The organism is Rosistilla carotiformis, assembly GCF_007753095.1.
GTDB classification, from domain to species: domain Bacteria; phylum Planctomycetota; class Planctomycetia; order Pirellulales; family Pirellulaceae; genus Rosistilla; species Rosistilla carotiformis.
Window position 1 is genome coordinate 5,827,680 of record NZ_CP036348.1, and the last position, 13,798, is coordinate 5,841,477.

The 13,798-nt window shown below is 57.4% G+C and carries 8 protein-coding genes; all 8 read left to right on the forward strand.

The annotated features are described in order from the left end of the window. Nucleotides 1-83 precede the first annotated feature (83 nt). The 8 genes from Poly24_RS21110 (at nt 84) to Poly24_RS21145 (ending at nt 13,743) form a co-directional block, all read left to right on the forward strand. Nucleotides 84-464, forward strand: a complete 381-nt coding sequence (locus Poly24_RS21110) for an amidohydrolase (protein ID WP_145100284.1) — start codon at nt 84-86, stop codon at nt 462-464. A 366-nt stretch (nt 465-830) separates the two neighbouring features. After that, entirely contained in the window at nt 831-1,265 is a 435-nt protein-coding gene (gene rnk, locus Poly24_RS21115) for a nucleoside diphosphate kinase regulator (protein ID WP_145100287.1), read from the forward strand. Nucleotides 1,266-1,342: 77 nt separating this feature from the next. Continuing rightward, the gene (gene nhaA, locus Poly24_RS21120; RefSeq protein WP_261343126.1) at nt 1,343-2,629 is read left to right on the forward strand and encodes a Na+/H+ antiporter NhaA; all 1,287 of its coding nucleotides are present in this window, start codon (nt 1,343-1,345) and stop codon (nt 2,627-2,629) included. Between the two features lie 883 nt (nt 2,630-3,512). After that, on the forward strand, nt 3,513-6,125 hold the full coding sequence (locus Poly24_RS21125; protein ID WP_145100293.1) for a hypothetical protein: 2,613 nt from the start codon (nt 3,513-3,515) through the stop codon (nt 6,123-6,125). Nucleotides 6,126-6,235: 110 nt separating this feature from the next. After that, on the forward strand, nt 6,236-7,102 hold the full coding sequence (locus tag Poly24_RS21130; protein WP_231753664.1) for a DUF1207 domain-containing protein: 867 nt from the start codon (nt 6,236-6,238) through the stop codon (nt 7,100-7,102). Between the two features lie 380 nt (nt 7,103-7,482). Further along, nucleotides 7,483-10,437 (forward strand): PQQ-dependent sugar dehydrogenase, encoded by a 2,955-nt coding sequence (locus Poly24_RS21135; protein ID WP_145100299.1) that lies wholly within the window; start codon nt 7,483-7,485, stop codon nt 10,435-10,437. A gap of 30 nt (nt 10,438-10,467) precedes the next feature. Further along, the gene (locus tag Poly24_RS21140) at nt 10,468-11,715 is read left to right on the forward strand and encodes a hypothetical protein (protein WP_197452071.1); all 1,248 of its coding nucleotides are present in this window, start codon (nt 10,468-10,470) and stop codon (nt 11,713-11,715) included. 153 nt (nt 11,716-11,868) lie between these two features. Then, nucleotides 11,869-13,743 carry a CocE/NonD family hydrolase gene (locus Poly24_RS21145; RefSeq protein WP_145100302.1) on the forward strand — a complete coding sequence of 625 codons (1,875 nt, stop codon included), beginning with the start codon at nt 11,869-11,871 and terminating at the stop codon, nt 13,741-13,743. Nucleotides 13,744-13,798 lie beyond the last annotated feature (55 nt).

Below are 13,798 nucleotides of genomic sequence, written 5' to 3' on the forward strand. Positions count from 1 at the left end.
ATGTCTGCGGACGGACGCCGTTGAAGTATAGTGATTGAAGGCAAATCTGACAGCGACCCCCCGCGCACATATCCCACTTATCCATGAACGACTCCTCGCATCCATCGGTTCCCGAAAACCCCGCCAATCCAGCTTCGCGCGTGGCCGAAATCGATCGGTTGGTGAGTCATGTTTGGATGGTCCGAGCGTTTCTCAAGCACTGCGAAGAAGCTGTCGACGATGAGGAACTGCAAGAGATCCACCGCGACCTTTACGACTTCATGCTCGCTCTGGGGCCGGCGTTGGCTAGCGGAGACCATGCGGCCTATCTGAAGCAAGCCAAAAAGAAGCTCAGCAAACTTCGCAAGGCGACCGAATTGTTCGTCGCAATCCAGCCTGAAGTCAGCAGCCATACCAACTTTCAAATGGCCGCCCGTTCCCTGCAGACCGCCGTCGACCAAATCGTGCAGTTGGTTCGGGCCTAGCCCCATCGGTCGCCGCGCCCCGGATCGGGGTCTGGGTAGAGGGGCGTGCGATGGTACCGCTGCTAACCCTTGCCGACAGCTGACAACGCACGTTGACGCCCCGTGATCCTTGCAAGGCTTCGCCAGCATCCTCTCCTACCGTTCCGCAATTGCTTGCGCGCCGAAAATAACTCAATCGATTACGTCTCCGTTGCGTCCATTTTCACGATTTCGTGACGGTCAACGGTTTCGAGACGGTTTGCCTGTTGGTTTGGTCCGCCGCTTGCAACAACGTAATCCCCTTGGGCAACTTTTATATCGGCCCCTAACGCAAGCATTCACGTCGCCTGCGTCTTTTCGGTTTCACCCACTACATGGAATACGGCGATGGCCGCTCGAAAAATTGTCGTCACTCGCGAAGACTGTCAACGCTTGGAGAGCCTGCTTGCAAGCGACTTCACACAAGCGCTCTGCAACAAAGTCAATCTGAAGAACCTGCGCGGTGAATTGGCCGCCGCGCGACTCGTCGACCCCGAAAAGGTGCCCCCCGATGTGGTCACGATGGGATCGACCGTTCGTTTGCTGGACCTCGACAGCGATGAAATGGAAACGTTTACGTTGGTCTACCCCGACGAAGCGAATATCGCCGACGGCAAACTTTCGGTCTTGGCGCCGATCGGGACCGCGATCCTCGGATACCGCGTGGGAGATATGGTATGTTGGAAAGTCCCTAGCGGCGAAAGCCGAACACGTATTGAAGAGATCTTGTTTCAACCCGAACGAGATCAGCCCGCCGAGAATCCGACAAGCCTAACGACTTGATGCACGTACCATTGCCAGTAGACCAGAGCGGTTCCGATTCCCACAACCAAACCGATCCGCTGCTACCCAGGCGACCAATCGATCGCCTCGCCCGACCGCTGGCCCGCTTCCTGCATATCGAAGCGACCAGCGGAATTGTCTTGATGATCTGCACCGCAGTGGCAATCGGTTTGGCCAACTCCCCCTGGGCCGAAACCTATCTCGGGTTATGGAAGACCAAAGTCAATCTGCAGATCGGTTCGTTTCAATTTGAACATTCGCTGCGGCACATCATCAACGATGGCTTGATGTCGTTGTTCTTCTTCGTGATCGGTCTGGAGGTCAAACGCGAACTCGTTCACGGTTCGCTCTCGGATATCCGCCGAGCCACGCTGCCGATCGCGGCGGCGCTGGGCGGAATGATCGTTCCGGCCAGCATCTACATCGCGATGCAGTACGGCCAACCGGCGGTTCGCGGCTGGGGAATCCCGATGGCGACCGACATCGCTTTTGTCGTTGGATGTCTGGCGCTGCTGGGATCGCGCGTTCCCAACAGCCTCCGCATTCTGCTGCTGTCGCTGGCGATCGTCGACGACATCGGGGCAATCATCGTGATCGCGATCGGATACACCGATCACTTGGACCTTCGCTATCTGGGCATGGCGGCGGTGGTCATCGGCATCGTGCAATTCTTTTCGTACATCGGCGTCCGCCGCTTCCCACCCTACATCGTCGCCGGCCTGATCGCTTGGTTTGCCTTCCACGAATCGGGAGTCCACGCCACGCTTGCCGGCGTGATCCTGGGGCTGATGACGCCAGCCAAAGCGTCGATCGTTCCGGAGCGTTTCCGCGTCTACCTGAACCAAACCAGCAAGTCGTTTGAAGAGGAGCATTTGGAAGTGCGGGTGCGTCGCGGCGAACAGGTGCGGATGCTGCAGCGGATATCGCGCGAGACGATCTCGCCGTTGGAATATTTGGAAACGGCGCTGCATCAATGGAGTAGCTATCTGGTGATTCCGATCTTTGCGTTGGCCAACGCGGGGGTCGCGTTTCAATTGAGCAACATCAACGACCCGGTGGCGGTCGCGGTCATCCTTGGCTTGGTCATCGGCAAACCGGTCGGAGTGCTGGGGTTCAGTTTCCTTGCGGTCAAAAGCGGCTTGGCGCGGTTGCCCGAGGGACTCAGTTGGTCTGTCTTGGCGGCCGGCAGCTTCCTGGCGGGAATCGGATTTACGATGGCCCTGTTCATCGACGGCCTCGCCTTTGGGGACGATGGTTTCACCAACGCCAAGACCGGCATCCTCGTCGGCTCCGGCATCAGCGCCGTCCTGGGGATGACGTTCCTGTTGTGGACTCTCCCCAAACCCGCAGTCCAATCGTCTTAGAGTTCCCCGGCACACACCACAGCCGACGTGCACCCACTTCAAGAACCAAGCGATCAAAAATCTCTACCGCGTCCCCTGCATCCCCACACGCTCCAAAGTCCTGTTGAAGCCGCCCATCACTTAAGTTTTCATCCAACTCGGGCACCGCGACCGCCCCAATCGCCACGCCGCACTCACCGCGGCAGCCAAGTCCACATCTAAGTGATATCGTATGATGCGTGTCCTTGATGGCCTAGGCGAACGGGCCATCAGGGACATGAACGGTTCTTGACGCGTCAAGCAAGACTTGCCCACTCTGAGCGGCTTCTTAACAGACACTCAGCGCTGTGCCAGCAATTTGGTCGAATCACGCGACCAGATCGCACCAGGCGGGTGCGTCGAGCCAGAATCCGTGCAAAATATGCGGGGGCAAGTCTCGCATATCGTCGCACATCGGACGCCCAGTCCAGTCGACGAGTGCTGGATAAATCCGGCACAACGCTCCATGCAAAACACGATCTGCACCTGCCCAGTATCGATCAACTCATCCCACGTTTGCCGAGACATCTCCAAGTCCTCCAGCGGTCACCCCCGTGAAATACCGTGCCGCCTGCTCTTCCCGCAACGCCCGAACCTCAAACATTCAGTACAAACGACACCGCAGTGGCGATCATTTCGTGGGCGTCCCCAGAGCTATTCACTTTTCTAAATGGAGCGGCTCAGGAAACGGTAACCCGATGCGTAAGCGAAGAATTCACTAGGCGTCTCTCATGCGCGTCGGGTTATCAAGAGTGCCTGAACCCAAACACTGAATAGCCTTGTGAGTGCCCGGATAGTGTCCTTCTGTGCACTGGCACAGATCTCCCTATGCCACACTAAACGCTTCGTCTATAAGCAAAGTTCGTTGCAGTGGAAAGGATTCAAGCCTTGGAGCTTTCGAGGCATTGTGACGCTTCAATTTGATATAGATGGAATCACGCACGAGAACCGTTTTCCATGCAACACCCAACGCAATAACATGAATTCCGTACGTTGGCGCTACCCTGCCGAAATTGGGCAAACGATGCGCATACTTCAATGGGTTCTCATTGGCACATACTTGCCATCGGCAATTGCGTTTGGGCAGGCATTGTCTGTTGGGGCTGCGAATTCGTCCGTCGTCACCACTCGCATCGTACCTCTCTACTATGCCCAAGACGTCGCGGAAGTCATGTCATTGGTGCGAGGGCACTTGCCGGAAAAGGTCGTGCCACAAGTCGATCCCTCATTCGCCGCATTGAAGCAACTGAGCGCTGAGCGTCAGAAATTGCTCGATCGTCGGGAAATGCTTTCCAGCGATGCGACATCCGGCAGCAACATTCAGGAACCCTTGGCATCCGCGCTCGGAATCGGAAACGCTGCTGATCCAAAGTATGCTGAGTTGCAACGGATTGATCAGTCGCTCGCACAGATCAGCGCCAACGAGCAAGCGATTCGCGCCGAAGCTTTTAGGCGGGGCAACGAATCGCCAGTGACTACAAACAACCAGATGTGGGAATCGAGCGCGAACTCCTCCGACATCACCCAACATGTGCAAATGGGTGTCGCAGGGCAGGGCCGATTGCATCTTCGGGGCCCGTTGGAGGGCGTCAATGCAATCACTCGAATGCTGCACAAGCTTGATCAGCCCGTGGGACAGGTCAAGATTGGCATCCACGTTCTGCAACTGGATGGCTCCAACGATGAAGACATCGAAGACATGCACATTGCTATCAATGAAGTTCTCTATCACGCGCGCTTCATGGCCCGGGAGTCTCAGCAACTGTTTCATCTTGCGTTTCGGACCGTGGTCAGCCAGATACATGCCGAAAATCCAAACAGCTTCGCCGAAGCGTTCTTTTTTGATTCGTGCATCAGCAACTTTCGCGAACGACACAACGCCAACAAAGGCGAAATCTCAGTCGAAGCATTTGACTCACGGGACATCGTTAGCACACTTTTTTTCGTGGCAATCGCGAAGGCTCACGTACGACAAAAGGTACTTGCTGAATTCCATCGACTGGTTGCCAACGCATTCCCGCGTTTTCACGAACGGTACCGGATGACGATGTTAGCGTCGGTGCCAAAGAATCAAAGCGCTCGCGGTTTTCGCATACCGGGCTTCACTTCCAGCGAACCCGACACCCCAGCGATCGAAGTTCACGAGGCCGATTTTTCTTTCTCACGAATCACGTCTTACCTTCAATCACTGGGACGGGACGATGCAGCGGCAAATAGCGTTCAGGTTGCGTTAGTACGATTTCAACGCGCGAGTATAGCGCTACAAACCACCGGCGCGGCGATTGCGAAAATGCGTGACCATCGAGTGCTTTTTCAAGCCTCACAAACACGCGATGGGTCCACCACCACAGCGCATCCGATTTCGGGAGAAGTGATGAGCATCGCGGCCTTTTGCCAACTGACGGATCGAGTCATTCACGAGCGAGAAAAGAAATACTTGGATCTTCAAGAAAGCCTCCGAGGCGAAGTGGCAATGCTTGACGGGCACTTGCGAAGTCTTGCCGAGGCGTTCGAAGAGGATGTTCGACGACAGTTTTATGAGCCTGTCCTCGGGGATCTACGTGGTGCATCGCACGGTTGGAAGGTGCAGATGGGGCAACTCCAAACGACGACGATCGTTACCAACGACCGGCAGCGAGCACGCGTTAGCCCGGAACAAGTTGCGGTATTGGATCAACCTAAGCACGCAATTTTGTTGCAAGAGGGGTTGGAGGTCGCCAACGGTCTGGCCCAGGAAGCGCGTGGCGTCGGCCTGGCCATTGCTGCGCAGGGGGCAAGTGAAACGTTGGTCCCTGGAAGCAGCGGTCTGCTGTCAGCCGCAGGCGTTACGCAGGCGCCAGGTAAACACCTTGAAGCATTGACAACCCAAACCTCGCGTCGGACAGTAGCCGTTGGGGATGAGATCGATTTAACCCCGGTCATCCAACCAGACGGCACCAGTGTTGCTTTTCATCTGCTCTATACGCATTCGCCTCGGGTCGAATCGTCCGACGAAGACGCCTCCAGCACTTCAGGCATTCGACGCCACTACGTCGAGTCTCAGGTCCATGCACAAAGCCACGACTTCAGCGAAGTCAGTCGATTTCGTGTCGCAATTCGCTCTAAGCAACAGGGCAACGGAGTTGCGCTGATGGAGAACATTCCACTTGTGGGCGGACTGTTCCGTCCACGCGAGAGTCTGGTGACAACGAGTCAGGAGAACATCATTTTTGCGGATGTCGTCATCTATCCCACGTCTCGATCATTAGGTGACAGTTGGCTCGCATTCAAAGACAGCGGCCCAGTCAACCAACGCAACGAACATCCTGCAGGTGTGCCCGATTCGCAAGACGTGAATCTGGTGCACTGGGTTGAACGGACTTTGAAACAGCATGCGGAAAGCACGCTCTTCGTCCCCACCGAAACGGCACCGACATTGCTTGCATCGCCACCCTCGAGCTACGCACCGCCTTCTGCAAGCAATGGTTTTCGACGTTGATGAAGACTTGGTACACACTGATTCAGCAGTTGCGGCGCAGTATTCGAACCCAACGGTTAGAGCAAACGCATGCGTTAGGATTCTTGCCGACAACGGGGGTGAAGCTATTGATGCTCACGCTTGCGTGGGGATGCTTGCCCGATTCAATACCATTTGCGCGCGCCGATGAATTTGACCCTTTTGCGACGCCGGTGGCTGAGCCGCTCGTTGTCCTGCCTCAACGGGGATGGCACTTTCTTCCCGAGGGATTGATCTATCATCCCTACCTCGCTGGACCGAAAGAATCGCGAACGAGTGTCGAACTGCGTAAGAACGATGATTTTGGCTGGATCTACGATTCTTCGATCGGAGGCCAATGGGGATTCTTACGCGTCGGTTCGGACGATCCTTACTCTCCTACCGGTGTGCAGTTCGATCTTGAAGCGTCCGCACAAATGCGTCAAACCAACCTTGCCTCCCTCGATCTCCTCACCAGTGATATTCGTGTAGGGTTTCCTGTTTCGTTTGGGCGTAACAACCATCAAACCAAGCTCGGTGTCTACTTTTTGCGTTCACATCCCACCGACCGTTTGATCGATAGAATTCCCGCGCTCCGTAATGAAGATTTTTTCCAACGTCAATCGCTCGTGCTCGGACATTCTCGGTACTTTGCTGAGCGATTCCGGTTGTACGGCGAGGCGGGTTATGCCTTTAAGTCGACGATCAGCGAAAAATGGGAACTCCAGTTTGGTGCTGAATACGCTCCGGTGATGCCAACCAGCTGTTTCGGTGCACCTTTCATCGCCGCCAACGCTTACCTCAGGGAAGAGGTCGATTTCGGTGGGACATTCACATTGCAAGCCGGTTGGGCATGGCGTAAAAAAAATGGACGACTGTTTCGAATCGGCGCTCAATATGCGAACGGAATGAGCAATCAATTCGCGCTCCACGACCGGTTTGAGCAACAGCTTGGAATTGGCATATGGCACGATTTCTAGGGCTCTGCAACTCGACCACGAGCCTTCCGTCGAGCTTGTGAATTAACCCAGCCGACTTATCTCTTGCGATTCCGATCGCATGTTTGGAACGGGTGGATGGTTGGGGATCGTGATGGGTTGGCCAGCGGGTAGATGCGACTCGAAGAATCTGCTGTTAGCGGGTTCTGTTGCGGTTCGGGAAGAACTCAATTTAGCACCGAGAGTCTTGGATCTGCAGTCTAAATACCTCACGTCCCGCCGGCGGAGTGGCGGGACTACGGTTGCAAGACCGCGGTGGCACGATTTTCTGGACTCTCGCGGCTTGAGCCGCTATCTTGGTGCCAGCTCTCCTCCCTCCGCGCCACCAAATCCCGCCGCCTCATTCCCCAAGGAATGCTTGTATGGATCGAACGCCCCGCGAGTCCGCGGCCACTGTCGTCAGATGGGGGCTTGTTGTTGGGATGCTGTCGACGCTTCCGATTTATGCATCGGCCGAGCAACCGCTGGCAAAGAGCGAGCCCCGCGCGGCATGGACCACTTCGCAAATCTCGGGCTCCCCCGAGCCGCCACTTCCCTATACGACCGAGCGCGCCTTCCCGTCGCTGAGCTTCAATCGCTGTTTGGATATCACCGCCGCCCCGGGCAGCGACCGAATTTTTGTGGTCGAGGAACGGGGTAAAGTCTTTTCGTTTCCGAATCGGTCGGATGTGGAATCAGCGGATCTCGTGATCGATTTGGCCAAAGCGATCCCCGGAGTCAGCCGCGTCTATTCGCTGACCTTCCATCCCGATTTTGAAACCAATCGCTACTGCTACGTCTGCTACATCAAAAAGGTCGGTGAGCCCGATGGCACGCACGTGGCTCGGTTTAAGATGACCGACGCCGACCCGCCGACGATCGACGTGGCCAGCGAAACGACTCTGCTCACCTGGCTCTCCGGCGGCCACAACGGCTGCTGTCTGAAGTTTGGCCCCGACGGCTGCCTCTACATTTCCACCGGCGATGGGGGCCCAGCCAATCCGCCCGATCCGGAGCACGCCGGGCAGGATGTTAGTAATTTGCTGTCCTCGATTTTGCGGATCGACGTCGATCAACAATCCGCAGACCAGAACTACCAAATCCCGCCCGACAACCCGTTTGTCGATCTCGCCGGCGCGAGGGGCGAAGTCTGGGCGTACGGTTTGCGAAATCCGTGGCGGATGAGTTTCGATTCCGAAACGGGCGACCTGTGGGTGGGCGATGTCGGCTGGGAACTTTGGGAGATGCTGAATCGCGTCGAGCGTGGTGGCAACTATGGTTGGTCGGTTTTGGAGGGTTCGCACCCGTCGAATCCTGAACGGAAACGCGGTCCGACACCGATCCTGCCACCGACGATCGAACATTCGCACACCGAATCCTCTTCGATCACCGACGGCCTGACCTACCACGGTTCGCGGCTACCTGAACTCCGCGGCACGCACATCTACGGCGACTACGACACCGGAAAAATCTGGGGCTTCCGCTACGAAGCGGGCCAAGTTGTCGAGCACCGCGAACTAGCCGACACCACGCATCGGATCGTTTCGTTTGGCGAAGACAATAACAACGCGATGTACCTGTTGGATCACACGGCCGGAACGATCCAGCGGCTGGTCGCCAATCGACCCAGCGAACAACCGAGCCGCTTTCCGCGAAAGCTCAGCGAAACCGGGCTCTTCGATTCCGTGGTCGATCAAACTCCGATGCCGGGCGTGATCCCTTATGCGATCAGCGCCCAACCGTGGGCCGATCATGCAGTCGCCCAGCGGTTTGTCGCGGTTCCCGGCAGCGAGATGATCGAGCCCAAGCCGAAGACGTGGGCATTTCCCTCGGGAACGGTCCTGGTCAAAACGCTGTCGCTCGACATGGAACAAGGAAACCCCGCGACGCGACAGCACGTCGAAACGCAGATCTTGCACTACGATGGCATCGATTGGCTGCCCTATACCTACGCCTGGAACCAGCAGCAGACCGACGCCACGTTGGTTCCAAGCGATGGCGATCAACGCGCGTTCGAAATCGTCGACGCTGCATCGCCCGGCGGTCTGCGAAATCAGACTTGGCGTTTTGCGGGGCGAGCTGAATGCCAGCGGTGCCACAACTCGTGGTCCGGTCCGCCACTCGGTTTTAATACGCTGCAATTGAACTGCGATCTCGATATCGGCGACGCTCATGTTTCGCAGCTGGATCGACTGGCCGAGATCGGATTGATCGACAAACCGATCGATCCCAAAGATCGCGAAAGCTTAGTCGATCCAAGCGATACGCCCGCGGAAACCGCTCCGCGAGCCCGGGCTTATCTGCAAGCCAATTGCGCCCATTGCCATCGCCAACATGCGGGAGGCGCGGTGTTGTCGAAGATGCATTCCGACGTTCCCCTTTCCGAAACCAACATGCTCGACGCCCGACCATCGCAGGGGACCTTTGGCATCCACTCGGCGCATGTGATCACGCCCGGCGATCCGCTCCGTTCGGTCCTCTGGTACCGGATGGCGAAGCTCGGCAGCGGTCGGATGCCCTACATCGGCAGCAGCGAAGTCGACGTGGCGGGACTGGCGTTGATCGGAGATTGGATCGATCAACTGCCGCCAAGCGAGTCGTCCTCCGATCCGGCGGCGATCAGACGTCAATCCGATGCTCTGGCGGCACTTGCTGAATTAGAGCAGTCGGCGGAAACGGAAACCGACGCGGAAGCGTCGTTGGAAAAACTGTTGTCGACAACCGAAGGGGGCCTGCTGTTGATGCGGTCGCTGCAGCAGAAGTCGCTCCCCGAGGCGGTCGCTTCGCTAGCGATCGCTCGCGCTGCCAAACATCCCAACGCCGGCATCCGCGATCTCTTTGAACGCTTTCTGCCAGCGGACCAACGCGTGGAGCGATTGGGCAATGTCGTTGCGACCGATCAAATCCTTGCCCTCTCGGGCGATGCAGATCGCGGCCGATTGGTCTTCTTCGAAACCGCGGGCGTATCGTGCAAGAACTGCCACCGAATCGGAGAGGCCGGAACGGCGGTAGGCCCCGACCTGACAGCGATCGGCAAAAAACTCTCCGCCGCCGAATTGCTCGAAAGCATCCTCGAACCCTCCAAGCGAATCGACGCCCCCTACCTGACCTATCTGTTGGAAACGATCGATGGCCGCGTCTTAAGTGGCCTGCTGGTCGGCAAGGATGACAACCAGGTAACGCTTCGCGAAGCGACCGGTACCGTTGTTGTCGTCGCTGCCGATGATATCGAACAACTGGTTCCGCAGCGGAAGTCGCTAATGCCCGAACTGTTGGTCCGCGACCTCACCTCTCAACAGGTCGCCGACCTGTTGTCCTACCTGATTTCGTTAAAGTAATCCCCGCCTCAGAAATCAACGAGTGGAATAATGCCATCTCCATCAAAGCCCACGCGTCGAGCCTTCTTAGTCAGCACGGCGATCGCAGCCGCCAGTAGCCCGTGGTTGAACGTCGCCACCGCCGAGACGCCCGCGGTAAAAACAAAATCGGTCGCGGCGGTCCTCACCGCGTACGAACACGGTTTGCACGCCGACGTTCTGATCGGCAAGATTCTGGAAGGTTGGAAACAGAATGGCGGACCGGGGCCCCGTTTGACGCTCGCATCGATGTACGTCGACCAGTTCACCGATAGGGACATGGCTCGCGGGCTCTCTCAAAAATATGGCTTTCCGATTTTCGAAACGATCGAAGAAGCTGTCACCGTCGGCGGCAACACGATCCCGGTCGACGGCGTGATCAGCATCGGGGAGCACGGCGATTATCCGTGGAACGACAAACAGCAGCATCTTTATCCGCGCCGGCGCTTTTTCAAAGAGATCACCGACACGTTTGTGAAATACGATCGGGTCGTCCCGGTCTTCAACGACAAGCATCTCGGGCCGGTCTGGAAAGACGCGAAATGGATGTACGACCGCGCCGTCGAACTGAACATTCCTTTTATGGCGGGTTCTTCGATGGCGGTCGGCTACCGCACGCCCGAGATCTCCGTCCCGGTGGGCAGCCCCATCGAAGCCGCGGTGGGCATCGGCTACTCCGGTCTCGATATCTACGGCAGCCACGCGTTGGAATTTTTCCAGTGCCACGTCGAACAGCGACCCGGCGCCGAGCAGGGCGTTCGCTGGGTGCAATGCCTGCAAGGCGATGCGGTCTGGCAGACGCTGGACGATGGCTTGGTGCGGCAGGATCTATTTGATGCCGCGTTGGCCGCGATCGATCATCGCGACGGCGATGTGCGGCAGAGCGACGATGCCACGCTGTTCCTGTTCCAATATGCCGACGGTTTGTTGGGAGCTGTCTTTATGCTGCCAACCTTCGCTCGCGGGACGTCGGTTGCGTTACAAGTCGCCGGCAAAACGGAGCCGTTGGCGACGCGGTTCGACGAGCGGACGGAGCCGCGCCACCCGCACTTTGCCTGGTTACTCAAAGGGATCGAAACGATGATCCACACCGGCCGGCCGACCTATCCCGTCGAGCGGACGCTGCTGACCAGCGGGATCTTGGATCGCGCCCTCACCTCGCTGTCCGAAGGGCAAACCAAACGGATGACTCCCGAACTGGAGATCGCCTACCAGCCGGCAAATTACGGCCACGCTCCCCTCCCGCGACTCGGCGGTTAGAATAGGTCGCCTTTCGCTCCGCGAAAGAGCGTTTGCCGGTCTCGCACTTTCGCGGCGCGAAAGGCGATCCACTTGCAACAACCTTGCCTTTCCCGCCCGATCCCCTCCCACCTCGAACAGACTCACCAAGAGCTACTTCTCAGGAGATCCCTCATGCTCGCATGCACTCGTCGTTTCATGTTTCAAATCCCCATCATCGCGCTGCTGGTTACCAGCGGTCTCGTCGCCGCAGCCGAAGATTATCACGTGGAAAAGGACGTGATGGTCCCGATGCGCGATGGCGTTCGTCTGGCGACCGACATCTATCGACCGATGGTCGATGGCAAACCGTCGGAGGAGCGGCTGCCGGTGATTCTGTCGCGCCTGCCGTACAATAAAAACGGAGCCAAGTCGCGCGGTGCTTATTACGCAACGCACGGTTACGTTTACGTCGCGCAAGACACTCGCGGACGCTACGCATCCGAAGGGGTCTGGCACATGTTGACCGATGATGGCCCCGACGGCGTCGACTGCGCCGCCTGGATCGGCAAGCAACCTTGGAGCGACGGGCAGATCGGAATGATCGGGACCTCCTATTTCGGCGGCACCCAACACGCGATGGCGTTGGCCGGCGCTCCGGAACTGAAGACGGTGATCCCTGTCGATGCGATGGCGAACATGGGGCGGCAGAGTCTTCGTAACGCGGGGGCTTTTGAGTTGCGTTTCTGGAACTGGATCTTCTTGAACGCGAGCAACGGCAGCCGCGCCGGCCAGGATCCTGGCACCAAAGAGGTCTTAAAAGAGATGGCGGATCAACGCCACGCCTATCTTCAAGAATTGCCGACACGTCGCGGGATGACGCCACTGCGTCTGGCCCCCGAATACGAAGACTGGTTGATCTCGGCGATGGAGAATGGGCCGAACGACGAATTCTGGGAACAAAACAATATCGTCGATGCGCCCCACAAATACAAAGACATCCCCGTCTATCTGGTCTCCGGTTGGTATGACTCTTGGGGCGGCAACAACACCGCCACTTTCATGGCGCTGCGACCGGAGATCAAGGGCCCGGTCTATATGATCATGGGGCCGTGGATTCACGGTCAACAATCCGGTTACGCTCACGGGCAGGTTTCGTTTGGCAAGCAGGCCGCGATCGCGGATCAATGGGCGTGGCGACGCGAGTGGTACGACCACTGGCTCAAAGGAATCGACAACTCCGTCGGCAAAGCCGATCCGTTCAAGACTCCCGTGCGGATCTTCGTGATGGGAACCGGCGATGGCGGCAAAGACGAAAAGGGACGCTTACAGCACGGTGGCTACTGGCGAAGCGAATTGGATTGGCCGTTGGAACGGACACAGTACACCGACTTTTATCTGCAACCCGATGGCGGCTTGGCGACGGAAAAGCCAGCGGACGAAGAGGCGGTCACGCAATACGATTTCGACCCCAAGAATCCCGTCCCCAACATCGGCGGGAACATCTCGTCGGCCAACGACATCATGGTCCAAGGGGCTTGGGATCAAAAGGGAGGCAGCCACATCTGGAACTTCAAAAATCCGATCCCGCTGTCGGCTCGCAGCGATGTTTTGGTCTTCCAAACCGAACCGCTGACCGAAGACTTGGAAGTCACCGGCGAATTGGAAGTTCGCTTGTTCGCATCCAGCTCCGCCGTCGACACCGACTTCACCGCCAAGCTGATCGATGTCTATCCGCCTTCGGCCGATTGGCCGGGCGGGTTTGATCTGAACATCGCCGACGGGATCGTGCGAGCAAGGTTCCGCGAGTCGCTGAAGAAGGAAGTCTTGATGACACCGGGCGAGACGTACGAATTCACGATCAAGATGTATCCGACGTCGAACGTCTTCAAAAAGGGACATCGGATTCGCGTCGACATCTCCAGTTCGAACTTCCCTCGCTTCGACGTGAACCCCAACACCGGGGAACCGTTGAACCGTCATCGCCGAACCGTCGTGGCGACGCAAACGATCCACCACGACGCAACGCGACCTAGCCGGATTATTTTGCCGGTGATTCCAGCGGAATAACCGTTTCGCAGCGGCGTGGGATTTGATATCAACGCTCGATACGGCGTTGATATAT